Source organism: Runella limosa DSM 17973 (assembly GCF_000482465.1).
GTDB classification, from domain to species: Bacteria; Bacteroidota; Bacteroidia; order Cytophagales; family Spirosomataceae; genus Runella; species Runella limosa.
The window spans coordinates 58,765-83,465 of the sequence record NZ_AXVJ01000043.1; the positions used below are offsets into that span (position 1 = coordinate 58,765).

The following is a 24,701-nucleotide window of genomic DNA, read 5'->3' on the forward strand; positions in this document are numbered from 1 at the left end:
TGGCTCCTTTTTTATTTCAACAATGCCCTAATTTGCTGCTCAATCTCAGCCGCTTTCTTTTGGGCTTCTTCCAAGGGCAGGCCTACTTTCATTTCGGGGCGCTTGTGTCCAGTTGCAGTTAGCCACGCGTCTTTCATCAGCGCTTGGCGTTGTTGTACCAACTTAAAAACCGCCTCCGACGAGGGGCGGTCGGGCAAGGCGCTCTTGGGTGTTCCCGCTTTAGCGACCTGTTTCTCACCCAAATACAAAAGCACTTGTTTGGCCATAATCCAATGCCCAACCTCGCCAGGATGAACGCCATCTTCAGCCAAGGCAAAGCCCGAAAGTCCAAATTGTTCGTCAATTTTTCGGTGGGCATCAAGATACGTTTTCATGGGGTAATGAATGTCAATAACTTCCCATTTTTTGGTTTTACGCAAACTCAACAACCAGTCAGAATATCGATCAAGGACAGTGGCGTAACCTGCTGTTTTTCCGCGTAATTCATCAAAAATGGGAGGAGTAAGGTGAACAATTTTTACGCCCGTTTTTGCTACTTCTTCGTGCAGCCATTCGATTCCTTCCCGAAACTTTTGAAAACGGTCTTCCCCAAACGGCAGGTAAATCCCGTCATTCATGCCGTAGCAGGCAAAGACTAAGTCAGGTTTGGTCGCTTTTAGGATGCGGTCGAGGCGTTCGTGTAAATCAGGACGGGGAAAACGCCCACCCGCGTGCCCTTCTTCTGAAAGCCCCGAAACGGTTTCACTTGGCAATCCTACATTGATAAATTCAATCGAACGCTGCGGATAATTCGTCACAAAATACGCTTCAATGTCGGTTACGTAACTTCCCGCATAGGTAATGCTATTTCCCAAAAACAACACCCGACGTACCTGCGGCGGGATGCCTTGAGAGAAACTCAGTTGAGCAACCAACAAAAAGAGAAGAATTCGTAGAAATGGCATTTTATCAACTTGTTTTGTGTTCACCAACAAAAGCAACTAAACGTCGGAATGTACTCTTTGTTAGAATTACGTCATCTTTCTAAAAACTACCCCCCTCAATCGGTTTTATCCGACATTCAGTTGGAACTTCAAACGGGTGAAATTCTTGGCCTGTTGGGCGAAAGTGGTTCGGGAAAAAGTACGTTGTTGCGTTTGGCGGCGGGGCTGATTGACCCCGATGAAGGTGAGATTTGGCTCAACGGCGAAAAATTGCGCCTTGCCAGCGACCAGCTCATTCCTGGGCATCCTGACATTAAAATTGTTCACCAAGACTACAATCTGTCGTTGCCCATCAGTGTTCGGGAAAACATTGCTTACGCGCTTCGGTATTACCAAAAAGCCTATCGCGACGAGCGGGTGGACGAGCTCATCGAGCTTTGTCACTTAGAAACAGTCGCCGACAAACCTGCCAAATCGCTATCGGGTGGGGAGAAACAGCGCACGGCCATTGCCCGCGCGCTGGCCGAAGAAGCCAAAGTGTTGCTCCTCGACGAACCATTTGCGCATTTGGATTTTGCCAACCGCCGTCGCCTCACCCAAACCATCCGTACACTGGCCGAAGAAACGGGCACTGCCTGCATTTTTGTCACCCACGACGCCCCCGATGCCCTGAGTCTTTCGGATCGAATGGGGATTTTATACCAAGGGAAACTATTACAAGTGGGCATACCCCAAGAAGTATATCAACAACCCGTCAGCGAGTACGTAGCGGAGTTGACGGGAGAAATCAATGTTGTGCATCGTAGTACGTTTGAGCAGTTTTTTGGAACTCCTCCCCAACCGTCTGACACCTTGCTGATTCGCCCCGAGCAACTGACCATCACCGAAACCAAAGGCACGCATGGCACTTGGGCAACGGTACAGCGCAGTATTTTTGAAGGTAGTCGTTACCGAATTGAGTTAATCGCTGACCAACAATCCTTTATCGTGTATGCTCCGATTGTATTTCCCAAAGAGAAAAGCGTATTTTTGAGGTATATTTTTCCAACAACCTACTAACCACTTTCTATGAAACTCACCTCTTTACTCTCTCTTGCGGCGGGGGTTTTGTGCAGCGTGTCGGCCATCGGCCAAGGCACGCGGCTTTTGCGCCAGCCTACCGTCAGCGACCGCTCGGTGGTATTTGTCTATGCCGATGATTTGTGGATGGCCGACCGCGACGGAGGTTCTGCCCGCCGTCTTACTACCCACGAAGGCACCGAGTCGCTCCCGCATTTTTCGCCCGATGGCAGCATGATTGCCTTTTCAGCCCAGTATGCAGGCAACACCGACGTGTATGTGATACCTGCCACAGGCGGTGAGCCCAAGCGCCTTACGTGGCACCCAGGCGAAGATGCCGTGCAAGGTTGGACACCCGACGGCGCCAGTATTGTCTTTCGTTCGGGACGCAGTGGCCACCCTACTGCCCTGACCAAATTATTAAAAGTAAGCTTTAAAGGAGGCGTCCAAGAAGAACTTCCCATGCCACAAGCCTACGCGGGGGAAGTCTCGCCCGATGGCCAAATGGCGGCTTACCAAACTATTGGTTTTTGGGATCCCGAGTGGCGGAACTACCGAGGTGGACAAGCGCAGCCGATTTGGATTGTCGATTTAAAAACGCTCTCACTTAAAACTCCCCCCCAAACCGACCGCGAGCGCCATACTGACCCAGTTTGGTACAAAAACGTCGTTTATTTCTTATCGGAACGTGATTATGCCAACAACGTATGGTCGTTTAATCCCAAAACCAACGAACTCAAACAGGTAACGTTTCACAAAGATTTTGATGTAAAAAGCTTAGACGCCTCCAACGACCGTATTGTGTATGAACAAGGCGGCTACTTGCATTTGCTCGACCCCCAAACGGGACAAGCCAAACAGCTCGTTATCAACGTCCAAGGAGATTTTACGTGGGCGACTCCACGTTGGCAGGACGTTCGTTCGGGAGGTTTATTCAATGCTTCCCTTTCTCCTTCGGGCAAACGGGCGTTGTTTGAATACCGTGGCGATATTTTTACCGTACCCAAAGAAAACGGCGATTGGCGCAACATCAGCCACAGTTCAGGCGTGGCCGACCGCTACCCAACGTGGTCGCCCGACGGGCAGAAAATTGCGTGGTTTTCGGATGCAAGCGGCGAATATCAATTGATGGTTTCAGACCAAGAAGGGCTTCAAAAACCGAAAGCGATTTCGTTGCCTTCGCCTACGTTTTACTTCCGCCCCGCGTGGTCGTCGGATAACAAACACCTTGCTTACACCGATACTGATTATAATTTATGGGTGATAAATACCGAAACGGGACAACCCAAAAAAATAGACACCGAACGCTACGCCCACCCCAACCGCAGCCTTAACCCTGTGTGGTCGCCCGATGGAAAATGGATTGCCTACGCCCGCCTTTTGGACAATCAATACAAGGCCATAAAGGTGTATAACATCGAGACAGGCGCTAGCCACCAATTGACCGACGGGATGTCGGATGCGATGTCTCCCGTGTGGGATGCCAGCGGAAAGTATTTGTATTTTTTGGCCAGTACCAACTTTGCCCTCAATACGGGTTGGCTCGACATGAGCTCGTACGAACGTCCCGTTACGCGCGGGGTGTATATGGTTATTCTTTCCAAAGGTGAACCTTCACCTTTTTTGCCCAAAAGCGACGAAGAAGAAGCCCCTAAAGTAGAAAAGAAAGAAGCTGCCCCCGCTAAAACAGACGAGAAGGCCAAAACCGAGCCTAAAAAAGACGAAAAACCTGCTGACGCCAAAAAAGAAGTTTTGGTAAAAATTGACCTAGAAAGCATCGACCAGCGGATTTTGGCACTTCCCAAAGTAGCACTGAAAGAATACGACGAAATCATTGCGGGGCCCGAAGGTAGCTTATTTTTTACCGAAAATGTCGCTGACCAATCGGGCGTTACGCTGCACAAATACACGTTGAAAGACCAAAAACGGGAAGAGTTTTTGAAAGGGATTCAAGGGGCAATCACCTCACACGACCGCAAAAACTTACTCTACCGCAGTGGTGGCACGTGGGGAATTGCCAATGCAACCACAGCCACGGCCAAAATCGGCGACGGACGCCTAAATACCAGTGAAATGAAAATACTGGTTGACCCCAAAGCTGAATACAAACAGATTTTCCGCGAAGGATGGCGTTATCAACGTGATTTCTTGTACGTCAGCAATGTACACGGAGCGCCTTGGAACGACATCTACAAGTGGTACTCACCTTGGGTAGAGCACGTACGCCACCGCACCGACCTCAATTACGTGGTGGATATTTTGGGCGGCGAAGTGGCCGTGGGACACTCCTACACCTCAGGAGGTGATTTTCCAACCCTCGACAACAATAATCCTGCGGGGCTTTTGGGGGCTGATTTTACGATAGTGAACGGCTTTTACCGCATCAAGCGCATTCTGACGGGCGAAAACTGGAACCCAGATTTGCGAGCGCCTTTGTCTAGCCCTGGCATCGACGTAAAAGAAGGCGATTATTTATTGGAAATCAACGGTATTCCTCTGACGGCCGACGTGGATATTTACAGTTTACTGGAAGGTACGGCCAACCGACAAATTAAAATTAAGGTCAATGCTACGCCTGATTTGGCCACGGCCAAGTCGGTTACGGTGGTGCCCGTCGCCAACGAAACCCAGCTTCGCACGCGCGCTTGGGTGGAAGGTAATCGCCGTAAAGTGGATGAACTTTCAAAAGGACAGTTGGCCTACGTTTGGATTCCGAACACAGGCAACGGTGGCTATGAATATTTTAACCGTTATTATTTTGCCCAACAAGATAAAAAAGGGGCAGTAATCGACGAACGCAACAACGGCGGTGGTTCGGCCGCTGACTACATTGTGGACGTATTGGCCCGAAAACTACAAGGTTATTTCAACAGCCGCGCCAACGATCACAAACCTTTCACGACGCCGATGGCTGGCTTGTGGGGGCCTAAAGTAATGATTGTCAACGAGCGTGCAGGGTCGGGCGGTGATTTGATGCCGTTTTTGTTCCGACAAGCCAAAGTCGGGCCGCTTGTAGGAACCCGCACTTGGGGCGGATTGGTCGGTACGTGGGACACGCCACCATTTATCGACGGTGGGCGCATGGTGGCTCCGCGCGGTGGTTTTTATGACGTGGACGGAAAATGGGCGGTAGAAGGCGAAGGCATTGCCCCCGACATTGAGGTACACCAAGACCCCGCCAAAGTAGCCAAAGGCGAAGACCCGCAGCTTGAAAAATCAGTACAGGTGGCGTTGGACTTGCTAAAAACCCAAGGGGTAACGCTCAAACCCGAGCCCCCTGCTCCTATTCGCTACCGCCGACCTGAGAAGTAATATCGAACCTTGGAAAGGTTTTTCAACCTTTCCAAGGTATTTTTTGCTTAAAGCAAGTGGGCATCTATTATTTTTAAACCTGAAATTCCCTCAAAATCAGATAGGTTGTGCGTGATTAAGGTTAAATCATAGACTAACGCCGTAGCAGCTATAATAGCGTCAGGGATTTTGATTCGGCGAGATTTACGAATAGCAATTACCTTTAGGATTACACTTTCTGTCAATTCTACAACAATGCAGGAAGCTACTAAAATTTTGAATTTTTCAATTCCTGCCTGATTATGTCCAAGTAATTCAATACGGTTTATTATGGAAATAATAGGAGCATCGTTAACTATTGTATCCATAAACTGAAGCCCGCCTACTGGTAGCCTTCCTCCTAAATAGTCTGAGGCAGCATTGGTATCTATTAGAAATTTCTCTCCCATTCCTTCCTTGATTCTTGTATGTACTCGTTAAATTTTTCGGCTTCTTCGGCAGAGATACTTCCTCTCAAAAGCTCAGAAAGTTTCTGAGGGGGTTTAGGGGCTTCTTCTTGTTTCAATATTTTTATAATATCCATTTCCTCAAGGTCTCGAAGCAAATTTATCCCTTTCGGATTACGGATTTCAATAAGTAATGTTTCCATGTCAGTTGATTTTTAACAAATATAGCAAAAACAGATACTTTCTCCTTGCTGAGGGTTGCTCACACCCCGAATACCTTCTCGATATTTTCAGAGGGCGTCGAAGACGCTGTGCCTTTGTTGCCTAAATCACAGTTTGGGGCAAGTTGCTTTACTTCATTCCAATAACCTGCGATTTTCGATTCTTTCTTTGGCTTCCAACAATGCTTGATGAAGTTTGGCCTCCAATTCATGTTTAGGCGGAAGTTCTGTCCAGTATTCAGCTACTATAATCCCATCTTTGTGCATTTCGAGCAGTTCAATCTGTTCGTGACTGGCTTCGGCGCATAGAATAAGACCAATAGGAGCTTCTTCACCTTCTTGTCGCTCGTAGCGGTTGAGCCATTTCAGATACAACTCCATTTGCCCTTTAAACTTTGCCTGAAATTTCCCGATTTTGAGCTCAATGGCGACTAATCGTTTGAGTTTACGATGATAAAAAAGTAAATCTAAATAAAAATCCTCGCCATCAATAATCATTCTTTTTTGGCGCTCTACAAACGCAAAACCCCGCCCTAACTCTAAGATAAACTGTTCGAGTTCTCTGAGTATAGCATTTTCAAGGTCGTTTTCGAGGTAGTCATTTTTCAGTCCCAAAAATTCCAGAAAATAGGGGTCTTTGAAAATATTGGGCGCAATCAACGTCTCTGTAATCGGCAGTTGGCTATTAGCAATGGTAGTGCGTTCAAAAACCTTTTGATTGATTTGACTTCGCAGTTCTCTTTTGCCCCATGCTTCCTGTACAGCTTTTTGAGAATAAAACAGTTGAGCTTCTCGGTTTTTGAGAGGTAACAAAATAAGGAAGTGCGACCAACTTAATTGTCGTGCCAGCGGCACGACAATTTTATAATCACCAAATTGCTCGGCAAATTGTGACATTCTTCGTAAGTTTTTTTCCTCGAAGTTTCGCCCGTACTTTTCCTGCAATTTTGTTGAGAGTGTAGGAAAAATACGCTTACCATAATCGGCTCTTTGATTTTGAAGAATGTATTCATTGATATGTTTTCCTACTTGCCAAAATAGCAATGTCAATTCACTATTTACCTGAATAGCTACTTGTTTTTTGCTATGCTCAATTAGGTTTAAAAGCTGTTCAAGCAGCTTTTGTTCATGAATTTCAATGGCCATCTCTATAATTCCTCTTTTACGACATCTTATCCACCAAATCCCGCACAATTTCCTGAAAATACGCGCCGTTGTACGGACCAAACCAGTTCATGGTAAGGGTTTCGTAGGTATCTCGGCCGTAGTATTTGTCGGGAGTAATGTAGCCAATATATCCTCCGTTAAAGCTTGTTACCATCAATTTAAGCCCCTTTTTTTCGGCGTAGGCACTCATCTCTGCCACCAATTCCCCCGAAAAATCGCAGGGAAAACCGACCATCAGGACATTGCCAATACGTAGGGCTTTGACGTAATTGGGGAAATCGCCAAACGCCCAATGAAATACCCAGGGCCGCAAACGCCACCCCAACGTAACGCGGGGATTAGGCTCGCGGAGCGGGATGGTGAGCGTTTCGATGCGCAAAGCAGGGTTTTCGATAGGCTTTAGTTGTGCCAATTGTTTTTGCACATCCGATTCCAAACTGTCGGCTTCTGTCGCGACTTTTACCCAATCAGAATCCGACTCTACACCCACTTTAGGCCCCATACTTCCAACTGCCCCCGAAAGAAATATCGCAAAGTTGGCTTCTCCTTTTTCCAGCGAATCGACCAGTACGCCTGGGTAGTCGCGCGATAAAACGATATTGTCCGAACTGGTAATCGTGGAGTGTGCCGCGTACGAGCAAATCAAAGCTTTTTGCCCATCGTTGCGGACAAGCTGGATGGTACGTACAAACGGATCAATCGTTCCTTCGTCAAACGCCCGATTGCGTACTTTCGCCGTATCGGCCAACTGATGATATGCCACAGTAGCAGGTTGTACATCTTTTTGGGCCGAAGTCACGGCTTTTACGATGGCATCAGCAACCCATGTCACATTGTCGGGATTAAATTTCCCGCCAAATAGTTCGCCCACAATGCCACCACTCCAGCCTCCCATGCTGTTATGGGTGTGGGTTGCCCCAAAATACACTTGTTCAAATGGAATCCCCGTCGCCGCAAGTTTTGTTTTGACTTGTTCGGTAACTGCGGGGGGCAATATCAATAAGTCGGCTACGACTATCACCGCCTTGGTATTTCCGTTGTCAAACACCACCGCCCGAACGTAAATAGAATCATGCACCGATTTATACAAAGCACCTCTACGGACGCCGTAACCCGCCGTGGGGGTAGGCGATTGGGGCGTAAAGTTTACTTTGGCCCAACCAACCTTTAATGAATTAGGAGTGACGAGTGAGGACTGACGAGTGGTGTCGGTGGCAGCCAAGCCACTTACCGATTTTTTCCAGTCTTGGTAGTATTCAGTTTGTTGGTAGGGCGTATCATCGACGGGGGCAAGCATACAGGCCAACAAGGCGACAATGAGGAGCAAAATAACGCCAAGTACTTTGAGAAGAATCTTTAGAAATCGCATAAGGGTGAGAAATTGCTTGTATAAAAAACATCCCGAAAGTTAATGCACTTTCGGGATGCCACTTTTAGCAAAGTTTCACCTTTTTTTCAATCTATCAAAAAGGCGACCATCGACTTGGGGCCGTGGGCACCTAAAACAAGAGATTGCTCAATGTCGGCGGTTTTAGAAGGCCCCGCGATGAAAGCCCCAAAACCATATTCAGCCGCCCCGATTTGGGCATAAGCGTGGTGCATTTTGGGTAAAATCGCCGATTTTTTAATTACTAACGCTAAGGTTTCGGCAATAAAAGGCGTCACTCGCTGCCCCATTTCGGCTTCTGTGACCCACACCGCCGAATTTTCCGCCACAGCAAATTGTCCTTGTAAAATAGCCAACCCTACGTCATCCAGTGAGTGCGGATCGGAGGTTAGCCAACTTTGCTGCGCCATGTCTGCCAATGGTGCAAGGTTAGTGACCATACGCCGCCCCGCAAAATGCGATTGAACGTATTGCTGGATTTCTTCCCAACTGCTTACTTCAACGGCCGTACCACCGATGGTCATCAGCACCGAAGTAAACTGCGCCACCAAATCGGCATAGGGATTACCAAAGTCTTCTATTTCGGGTAGCGGTGTCAGCGTGGGTTTGTTCTTGGCCACGGCCGCTAATATTTTCTCACGACTCATTTTTTACTTGTTTTGGGTTGCCCATTTCGGGTTGCCTCTTTAGATAAAGTGGGGTTTTGCTTCTGAACTCGTCGGGTTGTGAGCAACCCTCGGCACAGCGGATTACAGTTTTGGGGTACCAGTTGATGGTCGGGTTGTGAACAACCCTCCACACGCGGTGAGCAACCCTCGGCACCCGCATGGATACCTACTTCCGATTTTTCTTATACCATTCACCAAACGACTCTTTGGGAGGTTCGGGCATTTCGCGTTGTTTGTACCACGGATTCAAAGAGTTATTGACTACAAACGGCGTGTTTGATAACGTCAAACGGCCTATTTTCCCCGAAAAACGATACACCGATGGGCTCGACAATACCGCCGCCATGGCTTTCATTCCTATCGTTTTGGCAGTAGGTGAATGTCCACTTTTGGTAAGTACTTGTCGCCAACTGTAAAGTTGTTCGTGGATGTTGATTTTGACGGGACAAACGTTTGAGCAACTTCCACACAACGTACTTGCAAACGGCAAATCGGCGTTTTTGGTCATGTCCAAATTGGGTGCTAAAATCGACCCAATAGGGCCCGCCACAGCATTGTGGTAACTGTGTCCACCGCTGCGACGATAAACTGGGCAGGTATTCATACACGCTCCGCAACGAATGCACTTGAGCGAGTTACGAAACTCCTCGCGCCCTAGCTGCCTCGAACGACCGTTGTCCACCAAAATGATGTGCATTTGCTGCCCTTCGCGAGGCTTGGCAAAATGGCTAGAATAGGTCGTAATGGGTTGCCCCGTCGCCGAGCGAGCCAACAAGCGAAGAAATACGCCTAGGTGCTTGCGCTTGGGAACAATTTTTTCGATGCCCATGCAGGCAATGTGTACGTCGGCCAAGTGCGTTCCCATATCGGCATTGCCTTCGTTGGTACACACCACAAACTCACCCGTTTCGGCCACGGCAAAGTTTACCCCCGTCAGCGCTACCCGACGCGTCAGGAACTTTTCCCGTAGGTGCTCACGAGCCGCCAACGTCAAGGTAGAAGGGTCGGCGCAGCCTTCGGGCGTGCCTAAATGTTTATGAAACAACACCCCAATTTCCTCTTTTTTCCAGTGGATACAGGGCATTACAATGTGACTCGGTGGTTCGTCGGCCAACTGAACGATGCGTTCGCCCAAGTCGGTATCAATCACTTCCACCCCATTTTCAGCCAAAAAAGGATTCAAATGACACTCTTCGGTGAGCATCGACTTACTTTTTACGATTTGCTGAATGCCTTGCTCTCTCAAAATCGAGAGGACGATTTCATTATGCTCATGCGCATCGGCTGCCCAGTGTACGGTGACACCGTTGGCCTTGGCATTTTTTTCAAACTCCATCAAGTACGTATCTAAGTTAGACAGTACGTTGTGTTTAATCTGCGACGCCGTGTTGCGTAAGTCTTCCCATTCGGGGATTGCAAACGCTGCGCGGTCGCGTTTTTGACGCACCCACCAGAGCGTCTCGTCGTGCCATGAAGTGCGGTCAAAATCTTTGTTAAATTTATCTGCGGCCTGAGAATGGTTCATATCCGACTATTTTCTAGGAGAATGTAAAAGCCCTTCCCCTGTCAGGAGAGGGAGGTAAGATGAGGTTAATTCGCAGTTAAAATTTCGGCGATGTGCATCACTTTGATGGGCAGCTCACGGCGGCGAATGATGCCTTCTAAGTGCATCAAACACGACATATCGCCTCCCGTCAGGACTTGGGTGCCGTTCTTGACGTGGTCATCAATGCGGTCAACCCCCATGCGCGCCGAAACTGCTTCTTCAGCAACGCAAAACGTTCCACCAAATCCACAGCATTCGTCTCTACGTGTGAGTTCCACCAATTCAATCCCATCGACCATTCTCAAGAGTTTTTCAGGTTTTGAGAACGCAGGCGCTACCAACTCCGACATCTGCGAAAGGTGCAGCCCGCGCTGCCCGTGGCAGCTTTGGTGCAACCCCACCCGATACGGAAAATGCGCCGATAGGTTTTCAACTTTGAGCACATCGGTCAAAAACTCCGTCAATTCATACACTCGTTGGCGGATGTGCGTCGCTTTCGCTTCCTCCTCACCTTCGGTATGCAAGTGTTCTTTGATATGCAAGACACAGCTACCAGACGGCCCAACGATGTAGTCAAAATCAGCGAAATTTTGTACAAAAAGGCGGTTGCAATCATGCGTCAGGTGTTCATAACCAGAATTGGCCATGGGCTGACCACAGCAGGTTTGGTTGGCGGGATAACCCACCTCACAACCAAATCTCTCTAACAATTGGAGTGTAGCAATACCCACTTTGGGGTAAAACTGATCTACATAACACGGGATGAATAAACCAACTTTCATACGACAAACATACGACGCCTTTTTTCAAAATTCTGTCCTGTACGCACCTGTTTTATTTATTTCTGTTGAAGAAACACGTGAGCGCCTTTTTTGTTTGCGGTGATGATGTCCAGCAGCCCGTCGCGGTTCATATCTTCGACCACCAAATGCAGCCCTACGCCTGAGTTATCGTCAATTTGGTGAGGAATCCACGTGGGAGTAGCACCTGGTTTAAATTCAAACCAATACAACACCGCAGGCTCAAACTCTCCTGGATCTTTGCCATTATGAGCAAAAAAGCGTTTGCCCGTCACCAAATCGGGGTTTCCATCTTTGTTAATGTCGGCCAGCGCCAAGCCGTGGGTTTGTGAAAATAGCTTGCTAATTTCGTGTTTTTCCCAAGTCGGATTTCCTTGGGCATCCTTGCCTTGCTGATGCCACCACATGCCGTATTTGTGGGCCGACATACTAATCACGTCTTTCAAGCCGTCTTTATTGACATCGAGTAAGTACATCTGCGAGCATTCTTCCCCCAAATCAGCGCGGTGAAACTTCCAATCGGGTTGTGTACGGTCGAGTGGAGCTTCCCACCAACCTTCGCGCATCAGTACATCCAGACGCCCGTCGCCGTTCATATCCACCACGCCCAAGCCGTGGGTGTATTTGTGAAGCCCGATGTTTTCGGTACTAATCACGTAGCGTTTCCATTCGATATCGCCTTTTTTGGAAGGCGCTTTTAACCAAATCATTTGTTTCGCTACGGGGTCGTTTCCCACAATATCAGGGCGACCATCTGCATCCAAATCTACCAGATACGGAGATTCATTTCCCAACGATTTTTGAATGGTGTAAGCTTTCCAATGTCCCGCTTTGTTCTTAGGGTTTTCGTACCAAACCACCGATTCACCTGGGGTATCGACACGGATAAAATCTATCCAACCGTCTTGGTTGACGTCCATGCTAAAGTTCAAAAACGAGTTGCTGTAGCCACCGTTGACCGTAAACGTATCGCCTTTGGCAATTTCGTGCTGTTTCCAGTTGGGTGCTTCGTACCAAAACGCGCCCGACAGCACATCTTTTTTTCCATCGCGGTTGACGTCGCCCACGGCTACGCCTTCCGAAAAGAACATGTTGGTAAGCATCTCTTTTTTAAATTTAATGGGGCGGTTGGTTTGTGCAGAAGCAGGCAAGCCCATCCACGCGATAAGCAGCCCAAGGGCTAGAGGCAAAGAATACGTTTTCATTTTTGGGGAGAAAAAGGAGTTTAGAAAAGGGGTGAGAATTTTTAATTAAAGTGCCCCTCCCCTCCTTTTTTACCCACAGTTGGTTTGTTTTTTCGGGGAAGTGGGTGAACTTACAAGCTGCCTTCCTATCTTTGGCCTTTCAAAAATTCATTAGGCTCCTACGAAACGGCAAGAACTCTGAACGGTAACGCAAAAGGTTTATTAAAAAAGAGGGATGAGCAAAGAAATTGAAATCGTAAAATACCAATCGTTGCTTGGCGAAATAAAAACTGCCATACAACACGCACGCCTACGCGCCACACTTACCGCAAATGCCGAAATGATTTTACTTTATTGGCAAACAGGTAAATTGATAGCCGAACGCCAACAGCAAGAAGGTTGGTCAGCAAAAGTTATTCCACGTTTAGCGGCAGATTTACAACATGAATTTGCCAACCTTAAAGGTTTTTCGGAAAGAAACTTGGGCTATATGTTGCGTTTTGCCTTAGAATATCCCGAAATTCCAATTTTGCAACAGGCTGTTGCAAAATTACAAGATACTGATAACGAGCCAAGTACAGTCTTGCCACAGCCTGTGGCAAAAATACCTTGGGGGCATCATATTTTGTTGATGGAAAAGGTGAAAGACAAAGCTGTACGCCATTGGTATATGCAGCAAACCATTGAAAAAGGTTGGAGTCGAGATTGGCTACTCAACGCCATAAAAATGGACAGCTATGCCTACGCACAGAAGCAAATTAAATCGCACAATTTTAGCGAAACACTTCCCTCGATTCATTCCGATTACGCAACCGAAGTGTTTAAAGATGCTTACCATCTTGGCTTTTTAGGAATTACCGAAAAGGTAAAAGAATCAGAACTAGAAAAACGATTGGTAGAAAAGATAAAATCGTTTGTATTGGAATTAGGCAAAGGCTTTACGTTTATCGGTAATCAGTATCGTCTGGAATACAACAACAAAGAGTATTTTGTAGATATGCTCTTTTTTCATCGCGGTTTGCGTTCGTTGGTGGCTATCGAATTGAAAATAGGCAGCTTTAAAGCAGAATACGTCGGCAAAATGAATTTGTACCTCTCCTTGCTCGATAAACTTGAAAAAGGAGAACATGAAAATCAGTCCATTGGAATTATCCTTTGTGCCGATAAAGATCACTTGGATGTGGAAATTGCGCTGCAAGACATTAACAAACCTATTGGCGTGGCTGAATATCAACTCTTACTGCCCAAAGATGAACTACAGACCTTAGTATTGAACGAAATGAGTACAATTGAAAAAGAACAATAAAAATTCAAACTGTACACTTCCCGCAGAACGCTTTGACTAACACCACCAGTTGATAGACAACTGTCAGGCACCTCTCATCTGTCAACCCTACTCGTTCGTAAGCTTCCTCTAAATTTTTTCAAGATAAACTTTGCGAAACCGAAAAGTTGCATATAAATTTGCAATCATTTGGTTTCTTAATTTAAAGCAACCAGAGAACCTATTATCAACCATTTAAACAGACAACACATGAATCATTTATTGTTTGACTTTACCGTTGACAAAGCCGCTAAAACGGTTTTTGTAACCCGCGAATTTGCCGCTGACCTTTCGCTGGTTTGGGATGCCTTCACAAAACAAGAAATTCTTGACCAATGGTGGGCTCCCAAACCTTGGGCATCTAAAACCAAAGTAATGGACTTTACCGTAGGTGGTAGAAGGTTTTATGCCATGGTAAGTCCCGAAGGACACATGACGTGGTCGGTTCAGAAATATACTTCCATCACGCCAAAAACCAATTTTAAGTACTTGAGCGCATTTGCAGATGCCGACGAAAACCCCGAACTACCAGGTTCTGATTGGGATTACAGTTTCGGGCAAGAAAACGGCAAGACAAAAGTTAGCATTGTCATCTACAACGACTCGCTCGAACGGATGGAGAAAATGATTGAAATGGGCTTCAAAGAAGGATTTACAGCGATCTTGGATGAACTCGATCACCTATTGCCATCCCTGAAAAAATAACCTATGCCTATGTTCAACCAAGTACCACCACCTACTTCGTTTTCAACAAGAAACTCAGAAGCGCGTAGAAATCCTTTTCGGGAATGGTATTTCTGAATTGGTCGGGCATGAGTGTATATTTTGAGGCTTTGTAGTCTTTGATGTCATTTTTCGCCACCGAAAACTCTTGTCCTGCGTTGTTGGCAAAAATCATCGTTTGCCCTTCCGTGCGGCGATACAGTCCCGTCATGGTTTGGCCATTGTTGAGGGTAATGTTATAATTCCGAAACGCCTCCGAGATATTGCGATTGGGGTCTAGTATCTTTTCCGAAAGTGCTTTTTTACCCCAATTCCCAATCCCGTCCAACTGCGGGCCAATCAACCCACCCGTACTTTTGATTTGGTGACACGAACTGCAATTTTGTACAAACACGCTTCTACCCGCCTCTGCCGTTGCCTTCGACGACTCAAAACCTGTCAAACGCGCTTGAATCAGCTGTTGTCGCTCTTCAAATTCATTGGCACTCCCCGCCATCAATTCGTTGAGCAACGCTTGTTGCTTCGGCGTCATCTTAGCAGCCAAGCGTTCTTTTACCGCACCTTCCCTCACCACATCCACGTTGATTTCTTCTTCTTTTAAAGCATTGAGCAACTGGCCAATACCCGCCTCTGAATTGGCCAACGCGGCCGCAATCACCCCTTGTAAACTACGGGCGCTGCCGTTGAGTCCTTTGCGTAACAACCCGTACATGTCAGGCGTAGCGGCGCGGGTTAGCACGCCTACCAGTTTTTCGCGCAGGGCTACCTTTTCCGAACGTTCCAAAAACACCCCGCCAATCAGCGGCGTGTGCGCGGCAGCATCGGTGCTCATGAGCGCACTGGCAGCCGCTACCCGCACTCGGTCGTCGGCTTGGGTATTTTTGAACAAACGAAGCACCAACGGCTCCAACGATTTGCTCTTAAACTCACCCGCCACCTCGGCCGCTTGCACCCGACGCGCCCATTGCTGCGCCGTTTCTTTTTCCACCAACGGTTGTTCCAAATACTGCTTTGCCAATGTTGTCCCCCACTCCTGCATACGGCTAGTCACCGTTTTTCCTCCCTGCGCCAGACCTCTTCGCAGTGCGTTGTAAAACGCAAATTGCCCTTCGTGGTTGTCTGCGTAACGTTTTTCCAAAGAGCCAATGGTTTCGTTGAGCGCAGGGGCATCCGTGTAACGAGCGGTGTATTCCAGGTACTTGGCCAACTCGTCGGTAGGCAATGAGCGTTGGGTAGCATATTCCAACACAAAGTATGCCACTTCGGGCGAGGGAATGTCCACCGCAGCTTTGCTTAAAATAGTCCGTTGGGCCTCGCTCCAAGTGGCACTTGCCACCTGACGAATCATGCCTTTTGCGGCCAAATTTGTACGTATAGCTAGTAGGGTTGTATATTTCAAATGCGAATCTTCGTCGCTGGTTTGTTGGTACAAGTCCGCCAAAGGAGCGATATTTTTCAACGCAGGAAAACGAGTCAAAACCTCGGCCGCTACTCGGCGCACAAAAGGATCTTTATCGGCCAATGCCCCCACTGCCAACGCCTGATGGGCATCGCTAATGACCACCGACTCCGCCAACACGCGGTACCCGTGTACTTGCACCAGCGGGTCGGGGTGATGCAGGGCTTTTTCCAAGGCCGAAGCGGGCAGGGCGTTCAAGCGATGAAGTATCCAAAGTCCCTGCACAAACACCTTCGCATCGGTCGTGGCCGAAAGCAACTGCGCCACAGGCGGGATAGCTTTTTCTTTCCAGCCATCCACCAAACGATCCGCTATTTTTAGACGGACGTTCAGTTGGGGATGACTCAATCCCGCCACCAACTCGTCGATAGAGGCTTTTGACCAATCTTTAAAAGGGGTTTGGACGGAGCCGCCTTTGTAAGTAATCCGCCAAATACGTCCACTGGTGCGGTCGCGGCCTGGGTGATTGAGCGGTACTTCGTAGTGCCCAATGATTCGATTGTAGAAATCGGCAATATAAAGCGCACCGTCAGGCCCGACTTTCACATCCACAGGGCGAAACCATGGGTCGTCGCTAATTAGAAAATCGGCTTCTTTGTGGGCAACTGGGGTAGAGCCATTGTAGGTAATGGTGTTGCGGTTGATGCGACACGTAACCACATCGCCGTTGTAAAAGCTGTTACGGTATTCGGCAGGAAACTGCTCGCCAATGTAATACGCCAAACCCGAAAGTGCCGTTGAGCCTAGTTCGTAGCTCATCATTTCGGGGCCAAAACCAATCCCCGTTGGCTTCTTGCCAAAATGCGGATAATCAGCACCTTTGATGAGTTGGTAAATGGGTTTGGAGTGGCAATCGACAGAAAACAGAAAACCGCGTTCATCGTAGGCGTACCCAAACGGATTGACACGCCCGTAGGTCGTTTGTTCGACGCGACTGCCGTCGGTTCTAAAACGGAAGGTATTTCCCGACACCATCGTCACCGAATCGCCGTCGGTGCCCGCAATTTTGGACGTATTCGTAAAACCGTGGCACGAGTGCATCCAACCGTCAAACCCGCGCACAAAATTGCTCACCATGCCGTGGGTATCTTTGTAGCCAAACTCCCCCAAAACCACTTGACGGCGGTCGGCTTTGCCATCGTTGTTGGTATCCGTAAAATGATACACGTTAGGAATGCTGTACGCAATGGCACCGTCGGCTACGGGCATGATGCCAATAGGAATGTTGAGCCCATCCTGAAAATCAGTGAATGTATCGGCTTTGCCATCGCCGTTGGTGTCTTCCAAAATGGTGATTTTATCTTTCCCTCCACCCGCAACCGCAGGCATGGGATAATCGATCGAGTGCGAAACCCACAGCCTCCCTCGGTCGTCGAACTCCATATTGATGGGCTTGGCAATCTGTGGCTCGGAGGCAAAAAGCGTTATTTCAAAACCTGCTGGCAATGTAAAGCCTCGGCGTTCTTGCTCGGGCGTACGAAACTCGGTGGTACGTACGTGGTCGGCAAATTTGTCTTTAGAGACTACTTGTTTCTGGGGAACGTTGCACCCTTGGGCGTACAACAACAGCGCGGTGCAGACCAAGAAGGAGCTACGCTGAAACGAAACCGTGTTTTTCATTTGGTAGGAAGAAGGGCTTTAGAACAGGGTGGAGCAGATTTGCTATTAAAATGAAAAACCTGCTCTTTTTTACCCAAAATCCTTTTACTTTTTCAGGGAATAGTTAAAATTCTTGGAATAAAGATGTTAAGGAGTAACTAGGAGATTTTTTGTACATTTGGAGTTTGATTATCTTACCTTGGGCAAGTTGAACGCATTAAAATATAGAGTGGCTATTGATTGCTCCAGAGAGGCTACTTTTTTAATGCGTTTAACCTATATTAACCTGACCATTGTATGAAAAGACCAAGAGTAAAAATTTGCTGTATAAGCAGCGCAGAAGAGGCAAAAATTGCGATTGAATACGGAGCGGCGGCGTTGGGTTTGGTCGGGCACATGCCAAGTGGCCCAGGCATCATTGGCGATGACCTGATTCATCAAATCGCTAAATCTGTCCCCCCGCCTATTGCTACTTTCTTACTCACCAGCGAGACCAAACCACAAGATATTATTGCGCATTATAAGCGAGTAAACACAACGACTATCCAAATCGTAGATGAGTTGGAAGAACGGGCGTATGAATTGCTACGAAAAGAACTCCCCCACGTAAAATTGGTACAAGTAATCCACGTGATTGACGACAATTCTGTGCAAGAAGCCATTGAGATTTCGGAATTTGTGGACGCCATTTTGTTGGACAGCGGAAATCCAAACTTATCCGTGAAGGAACTCGGCGGAACGGGACGGACGCACAATTGGGAGTTGAGTAAACAAATACGAGAACGGATAGCGATTCCTTTATTTCTTGCGGGAGGCCTTAATAAAGACAATATAAAACAGGCCGTAGACATTGTCCAACCTTTTGGCGTTGACCTTTGCAGTAGCGTGAGAACCAACGGAAAACTCGACAAACAAAAACTTGAAGATTTTTTTAACGCCATCGGGTAAAAAATTAGTATTCGTAAGGCGCTTTTAAAGTCCCGTAGCCTCAATAACATCTGTTAAAAAGAATCAGCTCGTGTTGAACTTTTGGGAAACTCGAAGGAAAACATGTAATTACAAACTTATCAAAGGGATAGGCGTTTATTTACCAGCAATGGATAAGGTCACTATAGAGAATAACTTTCGAGTATTATGATAAAAAAGCTATTTTTCATTTTATCAGTAGGAATTTGGGGCTTACCTGCCAACGGGCAAGACTTTGCTAGCTACATAAGAAACAACGCAGTGAGAACAGATTCACTAGCTACATCCAACAATCAAGTATATAACCTTTTGAGTGGTTTTAAGCTTATCATGATTGGTGAAATGCACGGCACAAACGAACCTGCAAAGTTGGTCACTCAATTAGCCGATATTTTTACAAGCCATAATGATAGTGTTCAAATTGGGCTTGAAATTCCAGCCCAATTAATGAATCAATACCTTAATAATCAAACGGATGAAAATATTTACACCTCTGATTTTTTTGCAAAAAGTTCTCAAGATGGTAGAGCATCCCACGCTTGGGCGGAGATAATTTCTAAGCTGAATCAAGATTCAAAAGTTAAAATCTTCTTCTACGACATAGACTCCAATGAAAGTGTAGTATCAAGGGACAGCTTAATGTATTTGAAAATCAAGAAGCAAATCAAGTTATTTCCTCATTGGAAAACCATCACGTTAAGCGGCAATATCCATAATATGATTTTACCCTATAGAGATACTCCTAGGATGGCTCTGTATCTTATGAAAGACGAAGAATTGAATATTTCTAAAAAAACATGTTCGCTAAACCATTTTTACCAGAGCGGTACAATGCTAAACAACACAGGTAATGGACTAAAAATGAGGGAGATAAATAATGGACCATCCATTTATTCACAATCATTAGACTTTTATAGCTATTTGTTACTATTTCCAGAAAACCATACAGAAAGATACAATGGAATTTACTTCACACGGACAGTATCTGCGGCTAAAATGGTGAGTCATTGATTCTAATGTCATGAAAATAAGACTTCAAGAAATTGAGCTGGGCACTAACGACCCCAGCAAAAGTAAATCATTTTATCGCTCCATTTTGGGACTTGAGACATCAGTAGAACAAGCAAAGCTCACCGTTTTTAACTCGGGAGTGGCAGGAATCGACTTTAATACATCAACACATTTCTCTGCCCAAACTACCGTAACGAGTTTTTTGACTGATAATTTACAAGAGGTGATGGAAAGGCTCTCTAGTCATAAAATTGTTTTTAGCGGGCCAAAAAAATCGCATTTGGGGATGCTTTCGATTGAATTTAATGACCCAGACGGCTATTTAATTCGAGTGAATCAGCCGACCACGGCGTCCCCTGATTGGTTAAAAGTTTAACAACAAATAAACTAAGAAATGATACACATCACTCAACTTATTTACGTCATTGAAGGCCAAGAGGCTGTTTTTGATGAGTTCGAAAGCGTGGCCATCCCTACCATTGCCAAGTACAATGGTCGCCTTTTGTTTAGGGTACGCCCTCCCAAAGAAAGCTTTATTGAGGTGCAAATCGACCCTCCTTACGAAATCCATTTGGTGGAGTTTGACGCCCACGAAGACTTCCAAAATTTCATAAAAGACGAAGACCGTAAAAAGATTTTGCACCTCAAAGAGCAATCTATCAAAGCATCTGTGCTGTATTTGGGACAAAAATTGTAGCGTTAGTTCAACAATGAACCCATGCCAAATGCGGTAATCGTTTTTTCGTATTCTACCTGTACCGCTTCATTGGCCGTTTCTACGATGTGTCCCGTTGATGGGTCAACGACCGTTCTGAGGGGGCGTTCGCCTTTGGGTAAGTTTATTAGCGTTACTACGGCATCGGCTACTTCTTGCGGATTTGGTTTAGTTGTTTCAAACAATTGTGCCAGTCCGCTCCCCATCTGGTTCGGAATTTCGGCCAATGTGCCATATCCTGCCACGACCGACTCATCCGAACCCGTTCTGACTTTGTGCAAAATGTCCGTCGGGAAGGCACCTGGTTGAATAATCGCCACATCAACCCCCAACTGTTTTACTTCGTAATGTAGTCCTTCGCTCAACCCTTCTAAGCCAAATTTGGCAGCACTATAGACCGTCATAAACGGAAAGGCAAACCTTCCTGCTCCACTCGAAATATTGACGATTAAACCATCTGCTTGTTTACGCATAACGGGTAAAACGGCTTTCATCAATCGCCAGTATGCTACCACATGCAAGCCAAACATCTCTTCTACATCGGTCGTCGTGAAGCTTTCAGCCACGCCCGCAGCTCCAAAACCCGCATTATTGACCAACACATCAATTCGCCCTTCGGCAGCGATGATTGAATCTACGGCATTCTTTACACTGACATCGTCCGTCAGGGTTACATCCAACACCGTAATGTTTTCAACCTGTGCAAGTGCCTTGGCCTTTTCGGCATTCTTTGATGCGGTATCTCGCATGGTAGCATATACCTTGTGACCTAATTCCGCTAATGTGTTGGCTGTCAACCAACCAAATCCACTGTTTGTGCCAGTGATTAATACAACTTTGTTGCTCATTTGAAGTAATAATTTTAAAAAGTACGATGCAAATGTGGTGACATTTTGTAACTTTGTGTCATAAGGTAATAGTTTATTTTAAGCTACCAATTTTCAAATGAGTCAGCTAGTGACAATAAAGAAACCAACTTCGTGTGTGTCGGAAAACGACACTTGCACCGCCTCTATGAGGGCTATTCAAGACATTATGGACGTGCTGGGCGGCAAATGGAAAATATCCATCGTTACCTGCCTTTGTTTTAGTCCAAGAAGGTTTAGCGAACTGTTAAAAATGGTAGATGGTATTTCGGGCAAAGTGCTGAGTCGTGAACTCAAAGACCTAGAAATGAACAAATTGATTTCGAGAACAGTCAAAGACACCCAGCCCATTTCGGTAGAATACGCCATTACTGAATACGGCAATTCCTTCAAAGAACTCATTCAGATTATGTCTGAATGGGGCGTAAAACACCGAAAAGAAATTATCGGGAAATAAAAATCGCCCCTCTTTCCCTTTTGGCTACAACATAGCGCCTTTTGACTACATTATTGCTTTGATTTTTTTTGTAACTTACAGTGATAAAAAGCAGAAACAATGACAGCTCAATTGAATCACTATGCAACTTTCACTAACCATCAATAACAAGCCTACGGTTTTGGATGTCGAGCCCGAAATGCCTTTACTTTGGCTCATTCGCGATGAAGCCCAGCTTAAAGGCACAAAGTTTGGCTGTGGCAAAGCCCTGTGCGGCGCTTGCTCTCTGTACGTTGACGGCGACCTAATTCGCTCCTGTTCGTATCCTGCCCAACTGGCCAATGGCAAAAAAATAACCACCATTGAGGGGCTTTCAGAAAACGAAACCCATTTGCATCCCGTGCAGCAAGCGTGGCTGGAAGTGCAGGTTCCCCAATGCGGCTACTGCCAATCGGGTTTTATGATGGCAGCAGCCAAACTTTTGGAAGAAAACCCCAACCCCACGGCCGATGACATCAAAAACGGTATCTCCAACATTTGTCGGTGTGGTACTCATCCTCGCATTATTAAAGCAATTCTTTTGGCGGCAAAATTGAAAAACGATGGAAAACGCGGATAAAAAACCTAAAAAAGGATTTTCGAGAAGAAAATTTTTGGCCATCTCTGGCTCTGGCGTGGCAGGGACGTTGGCCTTACTCTATTTCGGACGAGGAGCCATTAGAAGAAAAATAAGTGACGTCACTTCAGAAATGGACATTCCAGCGGACGTCTCGAACTTTGACCATAAACTGTGGTTTGAAGTAAATGCCGACAATACCATTACCCTAAAATCGCCCAAAGCCGAGATGGGGCAAGGGATTTTTACGGGTTTTGCCATGCTCGCTGCCGAAGAACTGGACATGGCGGTGGAGAAAATTAAGGTTGTTCACGCCAACTCCTTAAACGGTCTTCTCTCCAATACGGCGGCAAGCAACAGCACCTCTTCTTTTTATGTCACCATCCGAGAAGTGGCTGCTACCCTGCGAGAAACCCTCAAACTTCAGGCATCGAAATTGTGGAATATTCCCGTTGCTTCCATTTCGACCAAAGACGGAATGCTGACAGCGGGTGATAAACAATTATCGTATGCCGACCTAGCCAAACAAATTACCAAATGGGAAACGACCGAAACACCCGCGTTACGACCGTCTTCCCAGTTCAAATACGTTGGGAAACAACAAAAACGAATTGATTTACCCGATAAAGTCCTTGCCAAACCGATTTACGGCATTGATACTACCTTGCCCAATATGGTGTACGGCGCGGTGCTTTATTCTCCCTATGTTAAAGGAACGCTAAAAAGTGCCGATACTAGTGGTGCAAAAAATTCGACGGGCGTACTAAAGATCGTAGAAGAAACAAACTGGATTGGCGTGGTGGCCACGTCTCGCTACGCCGCACAAACGGCGGTGGAGAAAATCAAGGCGGAGTGGGACTACAACCCCAACGTTTCTACCAAAGACCTGGAAAAATTGATAACAGTTGGGAACGGCAAAGAGGTCAATATCCAAAACGATGGCGACACAGACAGCGTACCCGATGAGGTGCTAACGGGCGAATTTCGTACGCCAATTGGTTTTCACGGCAATTTAGAGCCTTCCATTGTCGTCGCTGATTATAAAGACAACAAAATAACGCTTTACGCCTCTTTTCAAAATCCAGCCTATTTACAAACTTCCGTTGCGGAGGCATTAGACCTTAAAACCGAGGACGTTGCCATTGTGCCAACGTACATGGGGGGAGGATTTGGCCGAAAGGCGTTTAAGAGCAACGCCGTAGAAGCAGCCAAACTATCAAAAGCCGTCGGGAAGCCCGTTCACTTGCTTGCGACCCGTCAGCAAGAGTTTCAAAACGGGTACGTAAGGCCCAATACCCACCACGTTTTAAAAGGGAAAGTAGGTAAAGACGGCAAAATTTTGGCCTTTGAACACCACCTTGCCACGGGCCCGATGATATTTAACTCCGTCCCTGCTATAGCCGAAACAATCTTGGGCGCTGACTTTATCCTAGCAGGACACGGCGCGCGGTGTGCGTACCATGTTCCCAACGTCAAAACCACAATATGGCACAACAACCTTCCCTTTGAAACCAGTATATGGCGAGGAGTGGGGATGTTTGCCAACACGTTTGCTATCGAAAGTTTTATGGATGAATTGGCGCATAAAGCGGGAGTTAATCCTCTGAAGTTGAGAATCGACCACTGCGACGACACACCGCAATTGGTTCGTCGGAAAAAGTTGCTCGAAATCATTGGCGAAAAATCAGGCTGGCACTTACCCAAGTCGGAAGGGGTTGGCCGTGGCTTGGCAGTATGCGACGACCGCAAAACGGTGTCGGCAGCGGTGGTAGAAGTAAAAATAGTCGATGGAGCCATTAAGATTGTGAAAGTGATACAAGCCATTGACCCTGGCAAAATCATTAACCCCGACGGCATCAGGCAGCAAGTAGAAGGTGCTACCATGATGGCCATCAGTGCCAGCCTCTACGAACAAGGCACGGTAGAAAATGGGCAATTTGTGCAAACCAATTTCCACAATTACCAAGTAGTCAGGCTCAGCGATACGCCCGAAATAGAGGTTATTTTACACGAAGGTTCTGAGGTACCTTCTGGGGTTGGAGAGCCTCCTCTTTCTCCCATTGCCCCCGCCATTGCCAATGCGATTTTTGACTTGACAGGTAAGCGTTTAAGGTCACTGCCCTTGCAATTGGTGCTCCAAAACGCATCCAATCAATAAAGTTTTTCATTTTTCTAAAGCTATAAGGTTTCTAAAACCTTATAGCTTTTTTTTAGTAATAATCTCTCTTCTCTTTTGACTACAACATTGCGCCTTTTGGCTACACCCATTTGTTGATTAGTGCTGACCTTTGCAT

Annotated in this window: 22 protein-coding genes; 11 read left to right on the top strand and 11 right to left on the bottom strand. The window is 46.7% G+C overall.

The annotated features are described in order from the left end of the window. Positions 1-11 precede the first annotated feature (11 nt). Positions 12-944: an SGNH/GDSL hydrolase family protein gene (locus K339_RS0104240; protein ID WP_028522506.1), complete on the bottom strand. Its 933-nt coding sequence runs from the start codon at positions 942-944 to the stop codon at positions 12-14. Positions 945-992: 48 nt separating this feature from the next. Here K339_RS0104240 and K339_RS32505 point away from each other — a divergent pair, with 48 nt between their 5' ends. Next, a complete protein-coding gene (locus K339_RS32505) occupies positions 993-1,982 on the top strand; it encodes an ABC transporter ATP-binding protein (RefSeq protein WP_037299201.1) in 990 nt (329 codons plus the stop codon). 9 nt (positions 1,983-1,991) lie between these two features. Beyond that, a complete protein-coding gene (locus K339_RS0104250; protein ID WP_028522507.1) occupies positions 1,992-5,294 on the top strand; it encodes a S41 family peptidase in 3,303 nt (1,100 codons plus the stop codon). Between the two features lie 47 nt (positions 5,295-5,341). On the opposite strand, the gene K339_RS0104255 is transcribed toward K339_RS0104250, so the two are convergent. The 8 genes from K339_RS0104255 to K339_RS0104290 form a co-directional block, all read right to left on the bottom strand. After that, positions 5,342-5,722, bottom strand: a complete 381-nt coding sequence (locus tag K339_RS0104255) for a type II toxin-antitoxin system VapC family toxin (RefSeq protein WP_028522508.1) — start codon at positions 5,720-5,722, stop codon at positions 5,342-5,344. Beyond that, positions 5,704-5,922 (bottom strand): hypothetical protein, encoded by a 219-nt coding sequence (locus K339_RS0104260; RefSeq protein WP_028522509.1) that lies wholly within the window; start codon positions 5,920-5,922, stop codon positions 5,704-5,706. The genes K339_RS0104255 and K339_RS0104260 overlap by 19 nt, the downstream gene beginning before the upstream one ends. 153 nt (positions 5,923-6,075) lie before the next feature. Then, on the bottom strand, positions 6,076-7,086 hold the full coding sequence (locus tag K339_RS0104265; protein WP_028522510.1) for a PDDEXK nuclease domain-containing protein: 1,011 nt from the start codon (positions 7,084-7,086) through the stop codon (positions 6,076-6,078). 16 nt (positions 7,087-7,102) lie between these two features. Continuing rightward, positions 7,103-8,476 (bottom strand): neutral/alkaline non-lysosomal ceramidase N-terminal domain-containing protein, encoded by a 1,374-nt coding sequence (locus tag K339_RS0104270; RefSeq protein ID WP_028522511.1) that lies wholly within the window; start codon positions 8,474-8,476, stop codon positions 7,103-7,105. An 86-nt stretch (positions 8,477-8,562) separates the two neighbouring features. After that, positions 8,563-9,141, bottom strand: a complete 579-nt coding sequence (locus K339_RS0104275; protein ID WP_028522512.1) for a LutC/YkgG family protein — start codon at positions 9,139-9,141, stop codon at positions 8,563-8,565. A gap of 187 nt (positions 9,142-9,328) precedes the next feature. Continuing rightward, positions 9,329-10,687, bottom strand: a complete 1,359-nt coding sequence (locus tag K339_RS0104280; RefSeq protein ID WP_028522513.1) for a lactate utilization protein B — start codon at positions 10,685-10,687, stop codon at positions 9,329-9,331. A gap of 65 nt (positions 10,688-10,752) precedes the next feature. Then, positions 10,753-11,490 (bottom strand): (Fe-S)-binding protein, encoded by a 738-nt coding sequence (locus K339_RS0104285; RefSeq protein WP_028522514.1) that lies wholly within the window; start codon positions 11,488-11,490, stop codon positions 10,753-10,755. A 56-nt stretch (positions 11,491-11,546) separates the two neighbouring features. Continuing rightward, entirely contained in the window at positions 11,547-12,713 is a 1,167-nt protein-coding gene (locus K339_RS0104290; protein ID WP_028522515.1) for an FG-GAP repeat domain-containing protein, read from the bottom strand. Between the two features lie 214 nt (positions 12,714-12,927). Here K339_RS0104290 and K339_RS0104295 point away from each other — a divergent pair, with 214 nt between their 5' ends. Together K339_RS0104295 and K339_RS0104300 are read left to right on the top strand one after the other, a co-directional pair. Then, positions 12,928-13,998 (top strand): PDDEXK nuclease domain-containing protein, encoded by a 1,071-nt coding sequence (locus K339_RS0104295; RefSeq protein WP_028522516.1) that lies wholly within the window; start codon positions 12,928-12,930, stop codon positions 13,996-13,998. Between the two features lie 228 nt (positions 13,999-14,226). Next, a complete protein-coding gene (locus tag K339_RS0104300; protein ID WP_037299203.1) occupies positions 14,227-14,721 on the top strand; it encodes an SRPBCC family protein in 495 nt (164 codons plus the stop codon). A 31-nt stretch (positions 14,722-14,752) separates the two neighbouring features. Here K339_RS0104300 and K339_RS0104305 read toward each other — a convergent pair whose 3' ends face one another. Next, positions 14,753-17,818: a PVC-type heme-binding CxxCH protein gene (locus tag K339_RS0104305; protein ID WP_051397796.1), complete on the bottom strand. Its 3,066-nt coding sequence runs from the start codon at positions 17,816-17,818 to the stop codon at positions 14,753-14,755. Positions 17,819-18,094: 276 nt separating this feature from the next. On the opposite strand from K339_RS0104305, the gene K339_RS0104310 reads away from it, so the two are divergent. From K339_RS0104310 to K339_RS0104325, 4 genes are all read left to right on the top strand, one after another. Next, positions 18,095-18,745 (top strand): phosphoribosylanthranilate isomerase, encoded by a 651-nt coding sequence (locus K339_RS0104310; RefSeq protein ID WP_028522519.1) that lies wholly within the window; start codon positions 18,095-18,097, stop codon positions 18,743-18,745. A gap of 186 nt (positions 18,746-18,931) precedes the next feature. Then, a complete protein-coding gene (locus K339_RS0104315) occupies positions 18,932-19,774 on the top strand; it encodes a hypothetical protein (protein ID WP_028522520.1) in 843 nt (280 codons plus the stop codon). 10 nt (positions 19,775-19,784) lie between these two features. Next, entirely contained in the window at positions 19,785-20,150 is a 366-nt protein-coding gene (locus tag K339_RS0104320; protein ID WP_028522521.1) for a VOC family protein, read from the top strand. Positions 20,151-20,168: 18 nt separating this feature from the next. Further along, positions 20,169-20,471, top strand: coding sequence for a hypothetical protein (locus tag K339_RS0104325; RefSeq protein ID WP_028522522.1), 303 nt, complete (start codon positions 20,169-20,171; stop codon positions 20,469-20,471). A gap of 2 nt (positions 20,472-20,473) precedes the next feature. On the opposite strand, the gene K339_RS0104330 is transcribed toward K339_RS0104325, so the two are convergent. Continuing rightward, positions 20,474-21,337 carry an SDR family oxidoreductase gene (locus K339_RS0104330; RefSeq protein WP_028522523.1) on the bottom strand — a complete coding sequence of 288 codons (864 nt, stop codon included), beginning with the start codon at positions 21,335-21,337 and terminating at the stop codon, positions 20,474-20,476. A gap of 97 nt (positions 21,338-21,434) precedes the next feature. Between K339_RS0104330 and K339_RS0104335 the strand changes: the two genes are divergently transcribed. From K339_RS0104335 to K339_RS0104345, 3 genes are all read left to right on the top strand, one after another. Then, positions 21,435-21,812 carry a winged helix-turn-helix transcriptional regulator gene (locus K339_RS0104335; protein WP_211243776.1) on the top strand — a complete coding sequence of 126 codons (378 nt, stop codon included), beginning with the start codon at positions 21,435-21,437 and terminating at the stop codon, positions 21,810-21,812. A gap of 121 nt (positions 21,813-21,933) precedes the next feature. Further along, the gene (locus K339_RS0104340) at positions 21,934-22,410 is read left to right on the top strand and encodes a (2Fe-2S)-binding protein (protein ID WP_028522525.1); all 477 of its coding nucleotides are present in this window, start codon (positions 21,934-21,936) and stop codon (positions 22,408-22,410) included. Further along, a complete protein-coding gene (locus K339_RS0104345) occupies positions 22,394-24,565 on the top strand; it encodes a xanthine dehydrogenase family protein molybdopterin-binding subunit (RefSeq protein ID WP_028522526.1) in 2,172 nt (723 codons plus the stop codon). The genes K339_RS0104340 and K339_RS0104345 overlap by 17 nt, the downstream gene beginning before the upstream one ends. The last annotated feature ends 136 nt before the right edge of the window (positions 24,566-24,701 follow it).

Coding starts and splice junctions, on each gene's coding strand:
- K339_RS0104240 (WP_028522506.1), bottom strand. CDS start 944: ATGCCATTTCTACGAATTCTTCTCTTTTTGTTGGTTGCTCAACTGAGT.
- K339_RS32505 (WP_037299201.1), top strand. CDS start 993: ATGTACTCTTTGTTAGAATTACGTCATCTTTCTAAAAACTACCCCCCT.
- K339_RS0104250 (WP_028522507.1), top strand. CDS start 1,992: ATGAAACTCACCTCTTTACTCTCTCTTGCGGCGGGGGTTTTGTGCAGC.
- K339_RS0104255 (WP_028522508.1), bottom strand. CDS start 5,722: ATGGGAGAGAAATTTCTAATAGATACCAATGCTGCCTCAGACTATTTA.
- K339_RS0104260 (WP_028522509.1), bottom strand. CDS start 5,922: ATGGAAACATTACTTATTGAAATCCGTAATCCGAAAGGGATAAATTTG.
- K339_RS0104265 (WP_028522510.1), bottom strand. CDS start 7,086: ATGGCCATTGAAATTCATGAACAAAAGCTGCTTGAACAGCTTTTAAAC.
- K339_RS0104270 (WP_028522511.1), bottom strand. CDS start 8,476: ATGCGATTTCTAAAGATTCTTCTCAAAGTACTTGGCGTTATTTTGCTC.
- K339_RS0104275 (WP_028522512.1), bottom strand. CDS start 9,141: ATGAGTCGTGAGAAAATATTAGCGGCCGTGGCCAAGAACAAACCCACG.
- K339_RS0104280 (WP_028522513.1), bottom strand. CDS start 10,687: ATGAACCATTCTCAGGCCGCAGATAAATTTAACAAAGATTTTGACCGC.
- K339_RS0104285 (WP_028522514.1), bottom strand. CDS start 11,490: ATGAAAGTTGGTTTATTCATCCCGTGTTATGTAGATCAGTTTTACCCC.
- K339_RS0104290 (WP_028522515.1), bottom strand. CDS start 12,713: ATGAAAACGTATTCTTTGCCTCTAGCCCTTGGGCTGCTTATCGCGTGG.
- K339_RS0104295 (WP_028522516.1), top strand. CDS start 12,928: ATGAGCAAAGAAATTGAAATCGTAAAATACCAATCGTTGCTTGGCGAA.
- K339_RS0104300 (WP_037299203.1), top strand. CDS start 14,227: ATGAATCATTTATTGTTTGACTTTACCGTTGACAAAGCCGCTAAAACG.
- K339_RS0104305 (WP_051397796.1), bottom strand. CDS start 17,818: ATGAAAAACACGGTTTCGTTTCAGCGTAGCTCCTTCTTGGTCTGCACC.
- K339_RS0104310 (WP_028522519.1), top strand. CDS start 18,095: ATGAAAAGACCAAGAGTAAAAATTTGCTGTATAAGCAGCGCAGAAGAG.
- K339_RS0104315 (WP_028522520.1), top strand. CDS start 18,932: ATGATAAAAAAGCTATTTTTCATTTTATCAGTAGGAATTTGGGGCTTA.
- K339_RS0104320 (WP_028522521.1), top strand. CDS start 19,785: ATGAAAATAAGACTTCAAGAAATTGAGCTGGGCACTAACGACCCCAGC.
- K339_RS0104325 (WP_028522522.1), top strand. CDS start 20,169: ATGATACACATCACTCAACTTATTTACGTCATTGAAGGCCAAGAGGCT.
- K339_RS0104330 (WP_028522523.1), bottom strand. CDS start 21,337: ATGAGCAACAAAGTTGTATTAATCACTGGCACAAACAGTGGATTTGGT.
- K339_RS0104335 (WP_211243776.1), top strand. CDS start 21,435: ATGAGTCAGCTAGTGACAATAAAGAAACCAACTTCGTGTGTGTCGGAA.
- K339_RS0104340 (WP_028522525.1), top strand. CDS start 21,934: ATGCAACTTTCACTAACCATCAATAACAAGCCTACGGTTTTGGATGTC.
- K339_RS0104345 (WP_028522526.1), top strand. CDS start 22,394: ATGGAAAACGCGGATAAAAAACCTAAAAAAGGATTTTCGAGAAGAAAA.